General features: G+C 42.1%; 16 protein-coding genes. 2 read left to right on the top strand and 14 right to left on the bottom strand.

Translation table 11 applies throughout. From position 1 onward, the window contains the following. Nucleotides 1-121: 121 nt before the first annotated feature. The 11 genes from G4D82_RS03310 to pheT all read right to left on the bottom strand — a co-directional run bounded on the left by G4D82_RS03310 (nt 122) and on the right by pheT (nt 15879). On the bottom strand, nt 122-1042 hold the full coding sequence (locus tag G4D82_RS03310) for an alpha/beta hydrolase (RefSeq protein WP_166334483.1): 921 nt from the start codon (nt 1040-1042) through the stop codon (nt 122-124). Between the two features lie 10 nt (nt 1043-1052). Beyond that, a complete protein-coding gene (locus tag G4D82_RS03305) occupies nt 1053-6197 on the bottom strand; it encodes a T9SS type B sorting domain-containing protein (protein ID WP_166334481.1) in 5145 nt (1714 codons plus the stop codon). Nucleotides 6198-6228: 31 nt separating this feature from the next. Then, nucleotides 6229-8460: a choice-of-anchor L domain-containing protein gene (locus tag G4D82_RS03300; protein ID WP_166334479.1), complete on the bottom strand. Its 2232-nt coding sequence runs from the start codon at nt 8458-8460 to the stop codon at nt 6229-6231. A 76-nt stretch (nt 8461-8536) separates the two neighbouring features. Further along, entirely contained in the window at nt 8537-9373 is an 837-nt protein-coding gene (locus G4D82_RS03295; protein ID WP_166334477.1) for an ABC transporter permease, read from the bottom strand. A 1-nt stretch (nt 9374) separates the two neighbouring features. Further along, complete coding sequence (locus G4D82_RS03290) at nt 9375-10271, bottom strand: ABC transporter ATP-binding protein (protein ID WP_166334475.1); 897 nt, start codon at nt 10269-10271, stop codon at nt 9375-9377. A 67-nt stretch (nt 10272-10338) separates the two neighbouring features. Beyond that, the gene (locus G4D82_RS03285) at nt 10339-10581 is read right to left on the bottom strand and encodes a hypothetical protein (protein ID WP_166334473.1); all 243 of its coding nucleotides are present in this window, start codon (nt 10579-10581) and stop codon (nt 10339-10341) included. 182 nt (nt 10582-10763) lie between these two features. Then, nucleotides 10764-11822 carry a nucleoid-associated protein gene (locus tag G4D82_RS03280; RefSeq protein ID WP_166334471.1) on the bottom strand — a complete coding sequence of 353 codons (1059 nt, stop codon included), beginning with the start codon at nt 11820-11822 and terminating at the stop codon, nt 10764-10766. Nucleotides 11823-11858: 36 nt separating this feature from the next. Then, the gene (locus G4D82_RS03275) at nt 11859-12218 is read right to left on the bottom strand and encodes a four helix bundle protein (RefSeq protein WP_166334469.1); all 360 of its coding nucleotides are present in this window, start codon (nt 12216-12218) and stop codon (nt 11859-11861) included. Nucleotides 12219-12336: 118 nt separating this feature from the next. After that, nucleotides 12337-12885 carry a plasmid pRiA4b ORF-3 family protein gene (locus G4D82_RS03270; protein ID WP_166334467.1) on the bottom strand — a complete coding sequence of 183 codons (549 nt, stop codon included), beginning with the start codon at nt 12883-12885 and terminating at the stop codon, nt 12337-12339. 129 nt (nt 12886-13014) lie between these two features. Then, nucleotides 13015-13404, bottom strand: coding sequence for a hypothetical protein (locus G4D82_RS03265; protein WP_166334465.1), 390 nt, complete (start codon nt 13402-13404; stop codon nt 13015-13017). Between the two features lie 54 nt (nt 13405-13458). Further along, nucleotides 13459-15879, bottom strand: a complete 2421-nt coding sequence (gene pheT / locus G4D82_RS03260; RefSeq protein ID WP_166334463.1) for a phenylalanine--tRNA ligase subunit beta — start codon at nt 15877-15879, stop codon at nt 13459-13461. A gap of 260 nt (nt 15880-16139) precedes the next feature. On the opposite strand from pheT, the gene G4D82_RS03255 reads away from it, so the two are divergent. Together G4D82_RS03255 and G4D82_RS03250 are read left to right on the top strand one after the other, a co-directional pair. Continuing rightward, nucleotides 16140-17645 carry an aldehyde dehydrogenase family protein gene (locus G4D82_RS03255; RefSeq protein WP_166334461.1) on the top strand — a complete coding sequence of 502 codons (1506 nt, stop codon included), beginning with the start codon at nt 16140-16142 and terminating at the stop codon, nt 17643-17645. 74 nt (nt 17646-17719) lie between these two features. Then, nucleotides 17720-18094, top strand: coding sequence for a DUF779 domain-containing protein (locus G4D82_RS03250; protein ID WP_166334459.1), 375 nt, complete (start codon nt 17720-17722; stop codon nt 18092-18094). Here G4D82_RS03250 and G4D82_RS03245 read toward each other — a convergent pair. From G4D82_RS03245 to G4D82_RS03235, 3 genes are all read right to left on the bottom strand, one after another. Next, a complete protein-coding gene (locus tag G4D82_RS03245) occupies nt 18091-19011 on the bottom strand; it encodes an AraC family transcriptional regulator (RefSeq protein ID WP_166334457.1) in 921 nt (306 codons plus the stop codon). The two genes, G4D82_RS03250 and G4D82_RS03245, sit on opposite strands and share 4 nt — an antisense overlap. A gap of 308 nt (nt 19012-19319) precedes the next feature. Beyond that, nucleotides 19320-20186, bottom strand: coding sequence for a bestrophin family protein (locus tag G4D82_RS03240; RefSeq protein WP_166334455.1), 867 nt, complete (start codon nt 20184-20186; stop codon nt 19320-19322). Nucleotides 20187-20252: 66 nt separating this feature from the next. Beyond that, entirely contained in the window at nt 20253-21668 is a 1416-nt protein-coding gene (locus G4D82_RS03235; protein ID WP_166334453.1) for a hypothetical protein, read from the bottom strand. Nucleotides 21669-21703 lie beyond the last annotated feature (35 nt).

The raw sequence follows: 21703 nt of genomic DNA, 5'->3' as shown, positions 1-21703 counted from the left end.
TTTATAAAAGAAAGCCATCAGTTTCCCGTTGATGGTTTTTTTTATGGGTAGCTGATCCGGCTGTACACTATTATCTTTTGCGCTGAACCCCAGCGCAAAAGGATAGTCGCTGCCATCCGGGCTAGGGTTTTGGTGGTGCCAATAAAAATTGCAATGGAATGTCCAATCGTTCTCGCCAAGCATTTTCCGAATGGTCTTTACCGGGAAAAAATCGGCTCAAACTGTTCTGGTCGTTGTAACCTTTTGTTTTTAGGATAGTGTCTACTTGCGCTTGTAAAGTTGGATAGAGCGCATCAAGGGTTTGATCACCACAATCAAAGTAGAGTTTGTGGTTTTTCGGATTCGGTAAGTGTGTCTTGAGGTACTCAAAAACAGCATTCGGCACCGGATTATTTTCTAATTGGTAAATGCCGGTCCAATGCGTCGAAAGACAAGCCGCACCGCCAAACACTTTCGGATATTGGCAAATGGCATATATTGAAATCATTCCGCCCATACTCGAGCCGGCAATAAATGTATGCGCTGCATCTTTATAAACCGAAAAATGCCCATCGATATATGGCTTGAGTTCTTTAACGATAAATTTCAGGTATCTATCAGCCATCGGTTGCAACGGTTGATCGATTTTGTGCCGTTCGAGCAAAATGTCTGATACAAATTTTTGTTCACCAGCGCTCATCCGCTCAAAAGGTTGTTGCGGAAAATACTCCGGATGGCGCTTGTGGTTGTTGTTCCAAATCCCGACTACAATAAAAGGTTGCGTTTGTCCTTGAGCAATAAGTTTTCCTGCAATCGTATCTACTGCCCAGGATTGTTTGTTCCAAGTGGTTTCCGGATCAAACAGCATTTGACCATCGTGCATGTACAACACGGCGTATTTTTGTTTTTCTGAATAATGCTCCGGTAGCCAAACATCTACATGTCGAGCATCCACAAAGGCAGACTTAAAATCAGGCAATCGAATGACTTTTCCGGTAGTTACTTTCACTTCTTGGGCTTGCATTCCAGAAACCGCCATCAGTAATAACAGTAATTTTTTCATTAGCATTCCATTATCGAATCAGACTGAAATGGCCGCGCAACACTCGAGCGTCTTCCAGTTCTATTACATACCAATAATCATCTGCCGGTAGTTGTCTTCCTTGGTAAGTACCGTCCCAACCTGTATCGATACCGAAAATTTCTTTCACAAACTTGCCGTTGCGATCAAAAATTCGAATTCGCGCGTTTTTGTTGTAATTCTCGCTAGTACCTTTCAGATTCCATGTGTCGTTGATGTCGTCGCCATTGGGGCTAAAGAATTTCGGAATGCCCAAAACATAAATCTCAACAGGGCCAACCACACCACAACCATTTATGTCTTTTACATACACTTGGTGAATGCCCATCGGCACATCCGAGAAAATATTTGAAGCCTGAAAATCATCAGCGTCATCAAGGCTATAGACCAAAATTCCACTGCCTGATGCAATAATCTCCACGGTATTGGAATCGGATAAATCATTAATTATAATCTGGTCAATATGCGCCAAATCAGAAGCCACTACATCAATAATTCGGGTTTTCATACAGCCAAGGCTTGTCGTTACATCCACCATATAAGTGCCTGCCACATTCACATTTAAAGTATATTGCGTAGCACCTGGAATGAGTTGTCCGTTCAAATACCATTGATAAGAATAATTCGAAATCGAACTGCCATCTTGAAGTGCCGCATTGATAGCAGTATAAAAAGAAGGATCGGTGGAGCAAATCAAATCGCGTCCTAACAAAGCAATTCTGGGCGTGGGCTTCACCAAAAACGGAATGTTAATACTCGCCGGACAAGTTCTGTTAATTGGATTTTCGACCACAGCAGTAACATTTTGCGACGGAGTCAAAAACGGATTCGGTAGAGGGCTTTGTAGCGGTTGTCCACTGCCATTGTAATATTTTACAATCATGTCGGTTTGTCCGCCCAAAATTTGCGATTGGATGCTGGCGGTATCAAATCCGTATAAACTATCTTGAGTGTTTGGGTCAGCTTCATCATCGCAAACCGAAAACAGGCTCGAATTGACCGGAAAAGCTTGTGGCTTTTTATCGACTACAAACTGCAAATTTATTTCGTCATAACAAGTGCCATTCGGGTCTAAAGTAGCATTGTTGGTTACCCGAACGCGAATCGTCGTAGAGGTATTCACAACAAATGGATTGGGCAGCGGACTCGGTAGCGGATTTCCAGCTAAGTCAAAATAGCTCACCGTTACATTGGTTTGACCGTTCAATACTACTGTTTCTATGACCGAAGTATCAAAACCGAAAATTCCGTCTTGGTTGTCATCGCACTTTCGGATGAGGTTATTGTCGTTATAACGATGGGCCACCGGAAGCGGCTCGACATACAAATTCACAAACGGGCCCAAACCATAGCATGCATTATCAGCAATACTTTCGATGCGCACCCAAATTTGTTGCTCACTCGGATATTCGCGGTTTCGGTAACGGAAAATACTTTCAGCATCAGCAGGGTTTTGCGAAATTTCAAGATTGTTGCCCAATGCGTCTATTTCCATGGCGGCATCTTGGTAGTTTTTGTAGTACTTGATGCGGTAATTTCCACCAGCAGGCAGAATAGCAATGATATCGTTAGTTACACTACTGAAATCGAAAGAGGCAATCCCATCGCGGTTGTTATTGTTGGCATTGCTGTTTCCGTATGGATCCAGAAAATCATCACAACGATAGAACTTCCGATTAAAAGTGGGCGGCACTTGCGTGGTTGAAACCACTACATTAAGCTCCGCTACGCTAAAGCAGCCGTGAATCAAATCCAGTACACGAACCCAAACGGTTGTAGAATTGGTAAAATATCCCAGTGGATTATTGATAAAATCAGGGCTCGATTCATTTCCTACAGTAGCAGCACTTAAAGAGCGGTAATAACTAAAAGTTCGGTTCACAAGGTTGGCAATGGCACCTTCGACTTCTTTTAAATTTACTCGGGTGAAGCCGTCGTTATTATCATCGCATTGCACTAACGTAGAAACTGGAGCCACAACTGGCAAGGCATATAAAGACAAAGTCACTTCGTCTGAAATAACACTACAAGTATTGCCATTTCTACGTAAAATGACTCGATATTTATTACCATTAAAGGAATAAGGCACCGCGATAAGTTGTAAAGCGTTGGTATTGCTCTGCGAATAATTGGCATTATCCACCACATTAATCCAAGTGGTTCCGGCCAAAACCTGCCACTGATAGGAATCAACCGGCGAAGTCTGAATCACAATCTGTGAATTTTGTAAAGTACAGAAAGCAGCTACACTAGGCTGGGTGATAATTGAAATTGGTGCGCCAGTGTTGTAATTGCTGTTGGGAAGCGTATAACCTGTGCCCGAAGTCACCATTCCTTTGGTATTGGTTACTAAAGGTGAATTTCCTAAAAGACCATCACCGTTCGGATCTGAAAAACCAGCTTCTATAACATCGTTACAACCGTCGCCATCACTTTCCAAAGAAAGATAGTTTCTAATACCATTGCTGTCAGTATCAGCTACGGTGTAATTCAAAACCCCAGAGTTGACGGCGGTTTCAAGTGTATTGAAAAAACCATTGCTGCCAAAGTTTGCAGGCGTTCCGTCGATTCGGCCATCTAAATTGGTATCAGGGCTGCCACTTTGGGCTTCCACCAAATCGTAAATTCCGTCGTTGTCACTGTCCAGATCGAGGTAATTCGGAACACTATCACCATCTGTGTCGGAAGTTATTCCGGTTCCGTATGCATCGTCCATACCGTCTTGGTTGGCATCAATGCCTGAAGGTGCGATAGTTGTGTTGGCAATGGTTTCCATGTTGTCTGGAATACCGTCGTTATCGCTGTCTATATCAATGGCATCCGCAACGCCGTCAAGGTCTGAGTCTCTTCCGACACAAGTTTCAATCAATCGGAATGTAGCAAAATTGTCTGCCGCATCGGAAAGGTTGGTGTGCTTGAAAGTTAGTGTATTGGTGGCCGCTGATTTAAAACGGAATGTGCCCGAACCCGGAGTAACAACTACTGCGCTATTCATTCGGAAATGAATTTCATAAGACGAGTAACTGGTGATACCGCTTTCGTAGATTCCGTCATAGTTGGTATCGATGAGCAACTGGTCGTTGGGATTCAGTACCGTAATGGTTTTGTTGATGTCTGAACTAATTTCAAACTGCGCATTGGTATCCGGTAAATCTGAGGCAAGTCCGGTATTTACATATTCTACCGCAATGTTGGTTGGTCCGGAGAAAGTTTTTCGAAATTGTACCGCATTGTTTTTTCCGATAGGCGTTCGTGTGATGAAATTACCCGTATTGGCTCCGGAAAACGGAACCGGCAAAGGCGGATTATTACCCGAAGTTATAACGCTGATAGTTGCTGTGTTAGATAAATCAATAGGTTGATTACCTACAGATTCGGTACAGTTTGTAATACCGTCGTTGTCAAAATCAATATCGACGTTGTCATTTACTGAATCATTATCGGTGTCAATAGGGCAGGAACTAATCGGGATTTCGTCTGAAGAAATATTTTGGTTGGTGCAATTGGAAATGGCCGCCTTGACCATGTATTTTCCGGGTTGCGTCGGATTGTAGAAATTTTGTGTAGCTCCGCTAATCGGATTGCCGTTGAAATACCACTGAAACACATCAAAAGAACTCAACGAATTTACCCTGAGCTCGGCATTTGGAATACAGTTGTTTGCCGAAGTATTCAATAAATTGAAAGTAATTTCAGGTTTAAAAATAAAGCCGGAATAAAATCCGCCGAATGTTGCTGCGCCATCTGTAGCATAAGCAGCGAGATACAATTCACCGGTGGAGTAGGCGCTCACATTGCCCGAAAGACCGGTAATAACATAAGTGTCATAATTCTGTAAAGTAGTTCCGACCACAGTGGGTCCAGTAACAACCACGCCTGGAATTGAACTTAAAGCCGATATTGAATAGGAAGTTCCATCAATCTGAAAGTTCACCGTCGAGCCCGATTCGGTAATCATGGTTACCCGCCCGATGGAATAAGTACGGCTTCCGATTTTATTGATTAGCGGAATATTGTCAATGATTCTAGGGGTTTCGCAACTCAAAGGCGGCACGAAAAACAATTCTTGATTGGCAAAATCTACGCGGCTGTTATCGCCAATGGTTTGGTAGGCAAAGACATTTTCAGTGGTGTTGACGTAGAGGTTGCCTTGGGCGTTGAATCGGCTACCGTCTAAGACTAAATGTTCGCCGGCATTGAGTAAAAAATCATAAGGGCCGGTTCCTGCACTGTTGTTTAAACGGATTTCAGTATTGTTGGTATGTGCTATGAGCAGTACTTTCTCTACCGGATCTTGACCTGTACTTTTAATGAAAATGAAGTTTTTTCCGGTTTTATCCACATCAACAATTTGATCGAAACCCAAGTCAAGATTATTGTCGGCGTTGGTTCCTGCGAAAGAACCGCAATTCACTGCGATTGGTTTGTTGGCTTTCACCAGTGAACCAATCAATCCGTCTCTGTTGGCCGGTAATTGGTCTGGATCGAATGGGCTGGCCGGACCTTCCACCGCCATAATAAAACTTTGACCGCTGTTGAGAATAATCGACGAAGGTGTATTGCCAGCAGTGGCATTATTGATTAAAACAATGCCGGGTTTCAAGTCTTGAAATTCTACTAAAGTGTTGTTTTCAGTAGCTAAAACTGACAGGAAAGTATAATGCCTCAAGCCAAAAGAAAGTGTTGGGTCGTCGTTGAGAAGTGCTCCAATTCGAAATTGTTTTCCAAGTGCCGCTAATCCTTTTGAGATGACAGCGCCAGATTGGTTTCCATTACCGGCAATGACACGTGCTGACACATAAACCAAATCGTCTGAATCAATGATATAGCCTTTGTTCGAAAGTATGGTGTTGACGTCAGTTTTCTGAACCATTAACTGCGTATTGGTGCCGAAGCCGCAATCAAAAACATAAGGTGCGCTTTTGGAAACTGTGGCTGTAATTGTTGCACCGCCCAATTGAATAATTCTGAAGTTGACCGGGTTGACATTTGGGGTAGAAATATAAAGATATTGCTCTTGCGCACTGCCCGATGCATCATTGGTTCCCGACAGTGGTGGGATGTAATGAATCTTGCTGAATTGGGCAAAACAACCCCAAGTGAAGAGTAGAAAAAATAGTAGGTTTAGTTTTTTCATTCGATAAAATTAGCAAATTAAACTACAAATCTTATCGTTTGAGCGAAAAATGCCCGTTGACTGTTTTGCCGTTGGCCAAGTCTAGTACAAACCAGTAATCGTCTGCGGGCAAGCGATTTCCGTTGAAAGTGCCGTCCCAACCTTTTTGAAGTTCGCTAGTTTCTTTGAGTAGTTTGCCATAACGATTGAAAATACGCATTCTCGAACCACTCAGGATTTCGCTGTTTTTTATTTGCCAGCGGTCATGGTAACCGTCGTCATTCGGGGTAAAATAAGCCGGATAATCCAAAACGACAATCTCATAGAAATCTTCGCCGCAATTGTTGTCTCTTACATGAACTTGATATTCGCCGGGGCGAACATTGTAAAAATTCGGACTTGACTGGAAATGAACACCATCGAGAGAATATTCATAATTGCCATTGCCTATTGCGTTTACAAAAAGGTTGTTGTTGCCGCCTTCAAAATCATTTACTTGAACACCAATAATGACCGGCGTGTTGAAGTTGATGACCGTGAATTTCTTCGTCGCTAAGCAGCCGTCACCATTGCTAACTGTTACAGTATAATCGCCAGATGAAGTAAAAATAGTACTATTATCTGTATCGCCATTGCTCCATAAATAAGAAGTAAAGTTGTTAGCGATAGTTACCGTTTGCGGATTGTTGTCGCATTGGTAAATCAACTCATCTTCGAAGTTGGGCGGTGTATTACTGTTAATATATAAATCAACGGCTTGAATACTGTAGCAATCACTACCGTTGATAATTCGGGTGTAAATTCTGTCTACGAATTGGGTTGTATTGGTATAATTGGCAGGCAACTGATTGGTTTGCAGCAGCGCATCGTTTAAACTAGGATAATAGTTAACCAGAAGGCCAGTGGGCAAACCGTTTAATACGGTAGCATCCAAGTCAGTTAGTGCGAACGTGTAATAACCATCAATGACACTATCCAAATCACAAGTTTCATAATCTTTTACAAAGGCTGAAGAATGACTGGAAATCTGTAGTTGGATAGTGGCTTCACCGAAACAACCCGAAGCATTGCTGGTACTGGCATAAATTGTCTTAGCTGTGCTAGAATAAGCAGCAGGGTTAACAATGGCATTCGATGTATTCTGGTTTTGGGCATCCATCAGATTCTCGTAATAGGTTACTGGTCCAAAAGTGCTGTCATTGTTGGTAATGATGGTGTCCAACCGCGTTAAATTAAACAGGGTAGTACCATCTTGATCTTCATCGCATTGTACTAAAGTTGTATTGGTTAAGGTAGGTGCGGGCAAGTACTCGATTTCGACTTCTCCTGTAGCAACACAAGCGGTAGCTCCAAGTGTGACTTCAACAGAATAAATTCCGGGAGTCGTCACATTGTAGGTTGGATTAAATTCACCGGGAATTTGCGTTCCGTTTTTAAACCATTTGTAGGAATTGGTTCCGGATTGGGTAGCATCTAGCGGATAATTTTCACCTTGGCAAATTGCGTTATTGGTTAATGCCAAACGATCTGGGCCCAAATCGGCGCCCACTTTGAAAGTACCACCACCGAGAAAAATAGCCGAATCGTAACGAATATTTTCATGATCGGCGATGACGAGTTTGATATGATAAGTCATGCCCGGAACAACCGTCGCTTGAGCAGTCATCACTACGGTTTGTCCGTTGAGGTTAATAGGTGCATTGCTGGTGTTAAAAGAACCAAAATAAGCCTCGTTTTCTGCATCGCAACCCGGTAAACTTGGATGCACGCTGGTCACTAAAACAGGAATAGTAGTGTTCGGAATCAAAGCCAAATTTTGATACGCATCGGCGGTACCGGCTTTTTTGAGCAAAAAGGCAAAACCGTCAGAATAACGACAAGGCGCATTGCCTTGATATTCCTCAGAAGCAAAGATATAGTCGAAACTCATCAAATTGGTCAGCGGCGTGAAGTCGAATTCTAGAACGGTGGCGTTGTAAGTGCCCGTGATATTAAGAGCTTGTTCTAAATCGGAATCGCCACCCCAAGCGGTCGATCCTTCATCGATTAAATTTGAATTCGGGCCTTCAGTTCTTTTAGCGCGTGAAGTACTTAAAACCACACCTTGGCTAAATGGGAAAGTAGTTCCAGTAGCGTTGAAAAAACCAAAGCTTTGTTCGCCAGCACTGAACGGATCACCGTTTACCGTAAAGTTGGATACGTTGGCGCACGGGCTATTGATCAGCACATTCTCGACCAATTGTTGCGCAGTATAAGTATCGTTAACTTGGATATATTGGGCCAAAATCACTGTTGGAAAACAGTTAGCCAGCAAGAAAAAGAGTATACTTTTCGTTCGGTTCATAGCATCGGCAAAGATACTATAAATCTCTTTTTTTAAGCAAATTGTATGACATTAACATAAAAATAACCGTCCAGCCGATTACGATAAAAATCTCGAGCCATGGCACGCCGTAATTTTTAAAATTCTCAATGCCAATCTGTGTTCCGATGGATTTCACCACCGACAATCGGGTAAATGGTTCTACAATCAGATTCGACATGGCTTCGAGTGGAAAAAACTGCATGACGAACTCATCGTTGTTGCTATTGGGAAAAAGCTGGAATTTCAACAACCCTTTTGCAATGCCTTCGAGTATGTTCCAAACTAGTAAAAAGCCCAGAGCAAAAGCCGATCGTTTGACCAAAATACCGAGAAACAAACAGAACGAAAAGAAGCCCACGAGTTTGACGAAATAAGCCAAGATGTAATCTAAATCGGAAAAAATAATCCCGATTTCGTTGTAAGAAGAAAAACACAAGCCAAGAATCATCGACATTACAAAAACAAATACAGTCGAAATGCCCGAGAGAACGACCACCGTTAAAAATTTGGACGCGATAAATTCTTTTTTGCTCAAACTGTCAATCAGGTTTTGCTTGAGCGTTCCGTAACTGTATTCGTTGGCCATCATTGAAACGATGACAATGGCCAAAAAGAATTTTAAAATGGCGGCGATATAGGTGTTGAAATGCCAAATAAACGGAAAATTAAAAATTCCCATTTCGGCCAAATGAAATTGGAAAGGTCCAAGGTCGAACTTGATAGATGCAATTAATGCAATGAAAGTCAGTAAAATAAAATAAGACAACGTCAAGACGCGGCTGGCGCGATTTTTCCAGATTTTCTGGAGTTCTATGCTAAGAAGGCGCTTCATTTTAATGGCTTTTGGTGAGTTCAAGAAATTGTTCTTCAAGGCTGTGTTTGCGCAAAACCAAATGGTTGAGCACGATGTTTTTCTCAAACAGCAAACGGTTAAGTTCTTGAGCCTTTATAGGTGCTTTTAAATACACGAGCAGCTTGCCGTTTTCTTCAATACATTTTTCAATTTTCGGCAACAATAACAAAACCGATTGGAGTTGCTGCAAATCATCACTCTGCAATTCAAAGAAACCATCATTGGCAGACATTTCATCGACGCGGCCCGAATAAAGCACTTCGCCTTTTCGAAGCACTAAAACATGCGAGCAGACTTTTTCGACTTCATCTAGTAGGTGCGAGGCCAGTAAAATTGTCGTGCCTTGTGCTGCAATCATTTTAATAATATCGCGGATTTGATGAATACCTTGCGGATCTAAACCGTTTGTAGGTTCATCGAGAATCAAGATTTCAGGATCGTTAAGTAAGGCCGAGGCAATCGCTAAACGCTGTTTCATTCCAAGAGAGAAAGTACTGAACTTGCTATTTTTGCGATCGATTAACCCAACAAGTTGCAGCTTTTCGTTAATTTTTAAATAATCCGCACCTTTGATTTTGCATACCAATTCTAAGTTTTCGGTGGCGGTCATGTACGGATAGAAATTCGGACGTTCAATGATGGCGCCTACTTTTTTGAGTGCTTCGTGCGTTTGCATCGTACCGCCAAACCAAGAATAATTTCCTGAGGTTTTGTTCACGACATTCAAAACAATGCCCAAAGTGGTTGATTTTCCCGAGCCATTCGGGCCTAAAATTCCGTATACGTTGCCTTTTTGTATTTCAAGCGAAACATTCCTGACGGCTTGTACCGGGCCGAAACGCTTGCTGAGGTTTTCAATGCTGAGGATGGTTTCCAAACTGTTCGTTTTTTGAGATGGCTTTAGGACGAACAAGGTAGGGAAAAGTTACCGAACCAGCTAAAATTTAGGACGTCAAATGGTGGCGTTTTTGATAAAAATGCACCAGCGTTTCGTTAATGGCTTTGTGCTCAGGAGTAAGAAAAATGCGCCGACCTTGCTCATCGTTGGTCAGTTCGAGCTGGCAATGAACACATTTATATTCACGAAAATAATCGGTCACTTTGCGCGTGGTCACGAATCGGTGGCCAAAAATAGAGCACCAGACTTTTCCGGTCAGCGTCATAGGTTGGTGGGTGAACTTCTTCATTGCATTAGTTATAATTGGGGCGAGCAAATGTATCTATAACATTGATTAAAAGCAAATTATACCGACTAAATGCAGCTATTTAACAAAACGCAGTATAAAAACTTACAAAACAATAACCGTTACCCAATAAAAAACCCTAACTGTTTGTGACAATTAGGGTTCAATTTTGAAAAGCTTCGTTCTTAGCTCTTTTGTTCCTTATTAAAATATACCAAATAGTAATACATCTGTTTTTCTTCGTCCCAACCTTTTTCTACGAATTTTTCGGCGCTTTCCGGGTTGATGAAATCCAGTTTGATTTGAATGTGCGTATCCAGGTTAATGACGTTCTTAATTGACTTTCTTGCGTCTGAAACTGCGGCATTGGCAATCGGGAAAGTCGTCACGTCTTCGATACTGTATTTCTCGCCTTTATCGACTTTGTAATTCTTGAATTCCGGAATCAGATCCGGGTTATCAAGTACTTCGTTGAGGAAATTCGTTTCTTCGAACTGGTCGTTTTTCGCGAAATAATTTACCGAGCGGTTCATGAACATCACTTCTTCTTTCTTGTCTTCAGCCGGAAATACAACATCTTTAGCAAATCCTTGGCAGAATTTCAAATACTTTTTAGTGATGAAGTTCTCGTCTTCAAAAGCGTCTACTGAAAGGAAATGCTCGAGCCAATAGCGCGCGTCATAACGGTTGCTGTCGACGGTCAGGATTTTATAACCTTCTTCTTTTTTATAGTTGAAGATCAAACAACCTTTGTCGAGTTTGTTCAGGTTGATGCCTTGTTGCAAGATCATTTCCAGCGTATTGCCTTTTTCCTCGAACTGCATAAAATCAGACTGGATCTCACTTTTGAAAATCCCGATGGCATCAACGAGGTTATTGTCGATGTTCAGGTTCGTCAGATAAGCCACGTAAACCTCGCCGTTCTTGATGTGCGGATGGTTCGACTGTTCGAAAAGGTGCTTGGTAATTTTTTTAGAAACTTCGTGAACCGCACTCGGATTGGTAAAAATCTCAGTGGCGAAGTTGTACATTTCGTTGTAATCCAAATCTACATCGTGCGCGAATTGGAAATAGTTTTCTTCTTTTTCGCGAAACGGCTTGAAAAAATATTCCTTGAGCAAAGGCACTACTTCGTCATTGAGCGCATAAGGCTGTTCTGATAAAAAAATCGCTTCGTTGCGGCTTTTGTTCCCGACGCGGTGGATCGAAAGGTTTTCGATGTGGGTGTTGTATAAGTTGATCATTTTGAAAAGTGCCTGAGTGCCTGAGTGCCTGAGTTTTTATGCTACGGTGTTTAATTTTCTTGCGAATGTCAGCATCATAATTTCCAGTTCACGGCTATTCTCGTAGAGCAAGTTAAATTCTAATTGGTTTAAATAATTAATGTTTTTTGCAATTTCAATTTGAGTTTGATACTCATATAAAGAGCCGATAGAAATTGATAAATAGCGGGCCAACTCTTTTTTTGTCTCACGACCATACCCTTCAGCAATATTCGACGGAATTGAAACCGCACACCTGCGTAATTGTGAAGTAAGGCCATATATTTCGGATTGCGGAAAACAATTCGTGTTTTCATAAGTGGCAGTGACCAATTTCATGGCTTTTTGCCAAATCAGCAAATCTCTAAAAGTTTTCATCGGCATATAATTTTATAAACGGCTTGTAATCAATAAAATAATTTAATTTTGCACTAAGGCACTAAGGCACTAAGGCACTAAGGCACTAAGGCACTAAGGCACTAAGGCACTAAGGCACTTAGTTCCAATTATCCTCAAACCCATAATCCTCATAATGCTCGCCGCCTTCTTCGTCGTTGAACATATCGAGGTCGTCATCATCGAGGTCATCTTCAAATTCGCCGTAAATATCGTTGGTCATATCGGCCTCGAAAGATTTATCGCCAGCATCCATCGGCATCATTCCGTGTGAGAATAAAGTGCTTGGATAAGTTTCTCCAGATTCCACTTCTTCAATCGCGGCCAACTCTACCAAGAAGGTCCACATATTCAGGAAATCGTATACGTAAATAATCTTTGTGTTTTCCTTGTCGAGTATCGAAGTGAGCGGATAATCGGCCATGGTTTTCATTTCGCCGGCCACATCGCCTGTATCAAAAAGCGGAATTTCTTCGTTTTGGTTCCATTGGTTGTCGCAGGTGTAGAACGAAGCCAGTTCAGTGCCGTCAAAGTCGAAAGCATTCACGATGGCGTTGTGCAAATCTTCGAGATTGTCTTCTTCAAGAATAGCAATGTCGCGGAAAATATCTTCTTCAGTATCTAGGATTACCCTGAATTTATAAACCATAATCTTTGTTTTTTTGGAAGGCCAAAGGTAATTTTAAATTTCGTTTCAGCCGAAAAAAGTAATTAACAAAATGCAGAAAAGTACTCGTGAAATGCCATAAAAAAAGCCCAATCAATTTGGGCCTTCTGTTTATTTCTTCTCGGAGCACAACCCGACGATTTCATGGAACACATCGTGCAGGTCAGACAATGATTTTTTGATGTCAGCATCTGAAGCTTTTGCGGTCACCATCTTGTGTAAGGCTTTGCTTTTGAGTTGCAATTTTTCGGCTGAGGCTAAAATTGGAGCCGTTTTGAACTCGGCTGGAATGTCTGATTTTAAAACCGCCGCCGCTTTGTTCATCAATTCTTCAGAGCGTGATTTGATTGGTTGCAAGTTGCCTTCTTCAGACGGATGGAACGTTTGCGACATCACTTCGTGGAATTCCTTGATGGCCGGCCATTTGTCAAAAGTAGATTGTGCGCTTACGGTGCTGGCTGTCAAGAAAAGCAACAGCATCGCTACAAATTTAATTTTCATGATCGATAATTTAGATTAATATTCCTTTGAAACAAATATAACTTTTCTTTGGTTCTAGCGCAATACCGCACCGAGTTCGGCAGCTAGGTTTTTTTGCAATTTGCCCATGACTTTCTCAATCTGCTCGTCAGTGAGTGTTTTCGACGGATCTTGCAAAGTAAACCCAACAGCATACGATTTTTTACCTTCGGGCAAGTTTTTTCCGGTATAAACGTCGAACAGTAAAATGTCTTTGAGTAGCGATTTTTCGGTTTGTCGGGCGATTTTATACACGGCATCAAAAGCCACATTTTCGTCGAGCAATAAAGCCAAATCGCGGCGCACTTCCGGATATTTCGGAATGTCGATGAATTTGATTTTGTTCGAAATTAATTTCAAAACCAAACTCCAGTTGAAATCAGCATAGAAAACTTCCTGCTTGATGTCGAAATGTTTCAATATAGATTTCTTTACGGTGCCAAATTCTACGAGTATTTCTTCGCCAACCACTAGAGCAATTCCCTCAGCAAAAACGTCAGACTTTAAAGGTTCGGTCTTAGTTTTATCAATGCCTAATCTTGAAATAATAGCATCGATGTAGCCTTTGAACAAGAAGAAATCGGTTGGTTTTTGGGTATACGTCCAGTTCTCGTCGGAGCGGTTTCCGGAAATAAAAAGCGTCAAGTGCTTCAATTCCTCGTAACCCGAATCATATTTGTGGTACGATTTCCCGAATTCGAACAATTTCAAATCCTGATTTTTGCGGTTGATGTTGTACGAAACAGATTCCAAACCAGAGAACAGCAACGATTGGCGCAGCGTAGAAAGTTCACTGCTCAACGGATTCAGCATGGCTACATTGTGTTCTTCTCGAAGCAAATCCGACAAGGCGATATACTCGGGCGAAGTCAACGAATTGGCCATCATTTCGTGAAAACCCATCGAATTGAGTTGCGTCGCCACAATGTTCTGTACTTTATAATCTTCAGTTCTCGAGGAATTGGCCACCGTGGCGTTGAGTTTTTTAGTGAAGTTGATGTTGTTGTAACCGTACACGCGCAAGATTTCTTCAATCACGTCGATTTCCCTTTGTACATCTACGCGGTAAGCCGGAATCGTGAGCCCAAGCCCGGCATCAGTAACGCTATTGACTTTAATATCGAGAGAGGCTAAGATTTTCTTGATTGTTTCTTTCGGCAATTCCTGACCGATTAATTTTGTTGCTTTGACAAAATTGAGAAATACCGGGAAGTCTTCAATTTTCTTAGGATAAATGTCGATGACGTCTGAAGTGATTTCGCCGCCGGCCACTTCTTGAATCAACAAAGCCGCACGTTTCAAGGCATATTCGGTAATGGTCGGGTCGATGCCGCGCTCAAAACGGAACGAAGCATCAGTACTTAAACCATGGCGTTTGGCCGTTTTACGGATACTCACCGGATTGAAATAAGCGCTTTCCAGAAAAATGTTCGTAGTATTTTCAGTTACGCCAGAATTTTTACCGCCGAAAACACCAGCAATGCACATCGGGCCTTTCTCGTCGCAAATCATCAAATCTTCTTCGTGCAATGTTCTTTCGATATCGTCTAGCGTCGTGAATTTGGTTCCGGAAGGCAGCGTTTTTACGATTACTTTTCCGTTGATTTTTGAGGCGTCGAAAGCGTGCAGCGGCTGCCCAAGTTCGTGCAAGACATAATTGGTCACATCGACAATATTGTTCTTCGGATTCAAACCGATAGATTTCAAACGATTTTGCAACCATTCCGGAGAAGGCTTCACGGTAACGCCTGAAATCGTCACTCCGCAATATCTTGGCGCAAGTTTGTTGTTTTCAATTTTTACATCGATTTTGAGCGTTCGCTTGTCAATTCGGAAGGTACTCACTGACGGCGTAATCAGCTCTACATTGGTGCCTTTCTGAATCATTCCCGCACGCAAATCTCTCGCAGTTCCCAAATGACTCATTGCATCGGCGCGATTGGGTGTGAGGCCGATTTCGAAGATTTCGTCGTTTTCTACTTTGAACACCTTGGCCACAGAAGTTCCGGGCTTCAATTTCTCGTCTAAAATCATGATGCCGTCGTGGCTGGTGCCTAAGCCCAATTCGTCTTCGGCGCAAATCATACCGTGGCTTTCCTGATCGCGGATTTTTCCTTTCTTAATCGTGAACGGTTGGTCGTCTTTGTCATACAAAACAGCACCAATGGTGGCTACAGGAACTTTTTGTCCGGCAGCTACATTGCTGGCACCACAAACAATTTGAACCGGAACGCCGTCACCTAAATCTACGGTGGTAACCTTCAAACGGTCGGCGTTAGGATGCGGCTCGCAAGTCAGTACATGGCCCACTACAATGCCTTCGAGGCCACCTTTCACAGATTGGTATTTTTCAACCACTTCTACTTCGAGGCCTAAGTCGGTGAGTAGTGCCGCTGTGTCTTCAGATTTCCAGTCTATTTTAATGAATTGCTTGAGCCAGTTGTATGATATTTTCATGTTCGTTTATCGGTCTTAAATGCGGCTGCAAATATAAGGATTGCTGCCTGCAACTCGAAAACTTTTTTGGGTTTTTTGCCATTGCCAATACCGGTAAATTTTTACAGGAAAATTATCAATCTTATATAAATGAGATAACTGTTTTGCGAATCGTTCAAAAAAATCTGCACTTTGGAAAATTAGTGCTACTACTTGAATGAAAAGTGCTATTGCAGCTGCACCGATGCCATTACATTTGGATAAACCAAAACTATAAAAACATGAGTAACATAGTCCAAAGACCTCAATTCAAGGCAAAGTATGACAATTTTATTGGAGGAAAATTTGTCCCTCCAGTAAACGACGAGTATTTCGATAACATTTCGCCCATCGACGGAAAAGTATTCACCCAAGCCGCACGATCGACAAAAGCCGACGTAGAGTTAGCGCTTGATGCCGCGCATGAAGCGTTCAAAACTTGGGGCAAAACCTCGGTCACGCACCGCAGCAATCTATTGAATAAAATCGCCAACGTGATTGAAGAAAACCTCGAGTATTTGGCGGTAGTGGAAACCATCGACAACGGAAAAGCCATCCGTGAAACCCGCGCCGCCGATTTGCCGCTAGTTATTGACCATTTCCGCTATTTCGCCGGCGTAATTCGCGCAGAGGAAGGTACTATTTCTGAGCATGACGAAAACACTGTTAGCATTTGCTTGAGTGAACCTTTGGGCGTGGTCGGGCAAATTATTCCTTGGAATTTTCCTTTACTAATGGCTACTTGGAAAATCGCTCCAGCCTTGGCAGCCGGAAATTGCTGTGTAGTCAAACCGGCCGAGCAAACCCCAACATCCATCATGGTCTTGATGGAATTGATTCAAGATATTTTACCGCCGGGCGTTCTGAACATCGTGACCGGATTTGGTCTGGAAGCCGGAAAACCTTTAGCGCAATCCGACCGCGTAGCCAAAGTATCGTTCACAGGAGAAACCACCACCGGCCGATTGATTATGCAATATGCTTCTGAGAACTTGGTGCCTGTAACGATGGAGTTGGGTGGCAAATCGCCGAACATTTTCTTCTCATCGGTAGCCGAACACGATGACGCTTTTTTCGATAAAGCCATTGAAGGCGCGGTGATGTTCGCATTAAACCAAGGCGAAATTTGTACTTGCCCGTCGCGTCTTTTAGTTCAGGAAGACATCTACGACAAGATTATGCCGCGCATTCTAGAGCGTATCAAAGCCATTAAAATTGGGCATCCACTCGATGGTTCGGTGATGATGGGCGCCCAAGCTTCGAACGACCAATACGAGAAAATCCAATCGTATCTCAAAATCGGCAGGGAAGAAGGCGCTCAGGTTTTAATTGGCGGAGAAGTCAATCAGTTAGATGGTGAACTAGCTGGCGGATACTACATCCAACCGACTGTTTTCAAAGGCCACAATAAGATGCGCGTGTTCCAAGAAGAGATTTTCGGCCCGGTACTTTGCGTGACCACTTTTAAAGATGAAGCAGAAGCTTTGGAAATAGCCAACGACACACTTTACGGTTTAGGTGCCGGAGTTTGGACCCGAGATGCGCACCAGATTTATCAAGTTCCGAGAGCCATTCAGGCCGGTCGGGTTTGGGTGAACAGTTATCACGCTTATCCGGCGCACGCTCCGTTTGGCGGTTACAAGAAATCCGGTTTTGGCCGTGAGACGCACAAAATGATGCTCGCCCACTACCGCCAAGTGAAGAACATGCTGATTTCTTACGATAAGAACAAATTAGGATTCTTCTAAATAAAACTCTTGATGATGCCCCGCAAAGTTAGATTTTGATTTCGGCTTTGTGGGGCATTTTATTTTCTGTAGCTATGACACCCAGAGTAACCCTTACCCCAAAAGCCAGCGAACTGATTGCTGAGCTTAAAGCCCGATACGGCGCGTTGATGTTCCATCAAAGTGGCGGATGCTGCGATGGTTCCCAGCCGATGTGTTTTGAAAAAGGCGATTTTAGACTAGGCCAAAGCGATGTGTGTTTGGGCACTATCGACGATTGCGAATTCTGGATGAGTAAAGACCAATTCGAATATTGGCAACACACCCAACTCACAATCGATGTGGTCGAAGGCCGAGGTTCGAGTTTCTCGCTGGAAATTCCTTTGGGTTTGCGTTTTTTAACTCAATCTAGGCTTTTCACCGAATCGGAAAGGCAGGATTTGGAACCTTTGCGCTACATCGAAGATTAATTCACGTGCAATAATTGGTATTGCTTCGGTGTGATGCCTTCGTATTTTTTGAATAGCCGGATGAAGTAATTGCAATCCTCAAACCCAGACATGAAACAAACTTCGTTGACTTGAATAGTTGGGTTTTTCAGCAATTGCTTGGCGCATTTTATTTTTTCCTTCAATACAAATTCCAGTGGGCTCATGCCTAGCTCGCGCTTGAAAAACCGATAGAACGAAGTCGTGCTCATACACGCTTTTTCACTCAGGCTTTTCATCGACATATTCTCGCGTAGGTTCATCCGGATAAATTCCAAAACCGGTGCAATCGGATTGGTTGTATCTGGCAAAACGCCTTGGTCAATCGCTTTCACAGTCTGCGTTTGAATGATGCGGATCAGTAATTCCTGCAAGGTCAAGTCGGCCAAAATATCTTTAGTCAACGATTGGCTCGTACATTCCTTAATGAGTTTGCTGATGGTCGCCGCCAATTCCACGTTGTTGTAAAAGAAATAGTTCTGATAATCCAACTGCCAAAAACGCTGCTGCCCTTCTTTCGGGTAACGCTCGTTGAGCAACTGCAAAGTCTGCCCGATTTTTTCTTGATCGATAGCCAAAGCCAAACACTGCGTCGGATTGTCTGTAGTGGCTTCCGGGAAATCGATTTTCATTTCCACTTTCGACGGAATCACCACTGTTTCGCCCGGCAAATACTCAAACTCCGGATCGTCGAAAAGGTGCATCACTTTTTTGCCGCGCAACATGCTCGTGACAACCAAATCGTCGAATTGGAGCGGTACTAAAGCCGAAGCCTGATAAGTCTCGAACAAATTCAGCTCGCAATGGTTCAACGAATAAACGGTGCGGTTTTCCACCAAGGTTTTCAGCGAACGTTCTCGGGTAAGTGCTGGTGGCCGAATCAGGGCACGTTGGTTCATATCAAATGCTGTAAAAATGCGAGAGCTAAAGATAGCCAAAATAGGGATACACTAACAACTTAAGCAAAAATTAATTAGCTTAAAATATTTTAAATTCGGTTGCTAATTCAATAAGCTGCAATATGTTGAAAAACAGAGATTTTTTGTCAAAGTAAAATCGGTAGCCTAAGAAAAGTTAACCATTTACCGAACCAAGTTCAGGGGGCAAAGTAGCCCAACTACAAGTATTTTTTTTAGAAGCTAATCCCGCTCTACGCTCTATCTTTTGTTTTGAACCCCAAAACAAAAGGATGCCGCTGTGATCGGGGCTAGGGCAATAGTTCCGCAACGTGCTTTTTGATGTTGTCCGCAATTTTTCTGGTTGGCAAATCGTTCGCATCGCCACCAAACGGATCTTCAATTTCTTCGGCAATGAGTTCCAAACTGGCCAATACGTAGAAAATAAAAACAACCACTGGCGCAGTATAATATCCCAGTGAAAACGAATAACCAAAAGGCAAAGTCATCACATAAAAGAAAATAAACTTCTTGATAAAAGCGCTGTAAGAATAGGGAATAGGCGTGTTTTTAATTCGCTCGCAAGCACCACAAATATCCGTAAACGATTGAATTTCGGCATTTAAAATAATGAGTTGGTCGCCGCTAATTTTTTTTGAATCGTACAGATCATTCACTTTCTGAAACAGATTCTTAGCGACTTGATTGGGTCGGTGCGCCCGATGGTCAATCTTCAAATCTACATCATCGAACAGTTGCTGGCTTGTTTCTTCATTACTCAAATGTTCGTGCAAAATCGTTGCATACACCGGAATCATCTTCTTGAAGTAATGGCGATCGTTTTCGTCTTTCAAAATCACCGCAAGTTTCAGCGCAAAATTCCGGCTGTTATTCACCAGCGCGCCCCACATTTTTCGGCCTTCCCACCAACGGTCATAAGCGGTATTGGTTCTGAAAACCAAAAGCAACGAAATCACAAAGCCCAACATACCGTGCATGATCGTGATATTTTTGATGTAGCTTGTGTCAGTGAGTTTCCAGTATTCTACTTCCAAATAGCCAACAATAGCCGCATAAATGCCAATGCCCACCATTATCGACAGCAGTTGCCGAAACGTGTCAGCCTTGTGAAAACGGAAAATAAAAGTAAACCAATCTTTAGTGTTGTAGGAAATCATAGCTCGGAATTTATCTGCGAAAATAAACAATCTGAGTACATTCTGTGAGAGAAGTGTTGGCGGTTTTTAGTTTTGTTTTAGTTTGGTTTTGTCGAAGTATTTTTTTGTGTTCATCAGCTCGATTAAAGCTTCAAATTCTATGTTGTTTTTGACCACCAGAAGCAGCACAGCATTACCTTTCGGGTCAAAAAAACTCAAAAGCAACGGTTCGTTTTCATAATGCACGGCAGACAATTCAGGATAAATTTCTTTGAGTTGGTTTAAAGTATTTTGCTGATTTTGATTAATGATAATGAGCTGATTTCCGGCACTTTCTTTTAAATGGTCAATACTATAAGGATGCAAAATCGGAGACGAGGAATTCAAATGGCTCAATCTAAAATATTTTCGCAATGGAACCGTAATTTCGCTTTCGTTTTCATTGTCATAATACAAATACAACTTGTTCAATAAAATCGAATAGTCTGCATTGGCATTAGGGAATTTTAAACCAAACAACGAAATGGCTTGGTCGATAAAATTTTTGTCGATGGGTTTGTTTTCGTTTAAATAAGATTCCACCAAAGGATAAAGGGCTCTGGCAAAGCCTTCAATGTAAGGATCATTATACCACTGTTCAGAATCCATTTTTCCGGTGATATTTTGATAAGCCCAACCATTTCCTAACGCAGTAGCCAAGGCTTCGTCAAAATAAGTACTCGCGAATTTTGAATACTCAGATTGGTTTGCTGCGAAATACGAAACCAATTCTTTTTGAAATTCCTTAGATTGTTCGTCATACAAAACATGACACATTTCGTGAACAATGACACCATTTCGCCCGACATAATCCGTTTCATCGGTCAGCACGCCAATGCATAAACTGTTTCCGTGTGGCATGGCAGTGGTTGAACCGTTTTTCCCCGGAATCGGATACAAAGCAATTTGGAATGGAATTTCATTTGTCCAAGTCGAATGATAGAAGGCATTAAATCGGTTAAAAATTTCAACATTTGATTTTTTGAATTGGATTAAATTGTTTTTTTGGTTGATGATTTTCTTTTCATAATCCTTCCAAATGATCTCGTCGTATATTTTTTCGGCTTCAAACAATAGGTCAAATAGTTTTTGATATTCTACTATGGGCAAAATACCGACAGTCGCTGCTTTAAATTCATTTAAGTTAGCTGAATTCACAGCCTGAATCGAAATTAAATCAAAAGTAGAGCGGTTGGGTCGGCGCTCATCGGGAAATTCATAACGTTTGAAATGATAACTTAAATTAATCTTGATGTATTCTTTGCAGAGGTTTTTAAACTTCGGATTATTTTGGGTTTTCTCTTCAATAAACTTTCTGAAGTAAGCAGAAGTTCCGTTGCCGCCGGTGGCTGTTTCCATAAAGTTGAAAACGCAATACGGTTTGCTGATTTTATAGCTGAAAAAATCTTGACCAAAAGCCAAAGAAGCAGTAAGAATCAGCAAGCTCAAAAGGGTTTTCTTCATAAAAATTTTATTTAAGTTATTTACGGGTTGAAGCA

Origin of the sequence: Flavobacterium lotistagni (assembly GCF_011392125.1) — a bacterium.
GTDB lineage: Bacteria > Bacteroidota > Bacteroidia > Flavobacteriales > Flavobacteriaceae > Flavobacterium > Flavobacterium lotistagni.
Note: the sequence above shows the minus strand (reverse complement) of the source record. Positions and strands in the feature narration are given on the sequence as shown.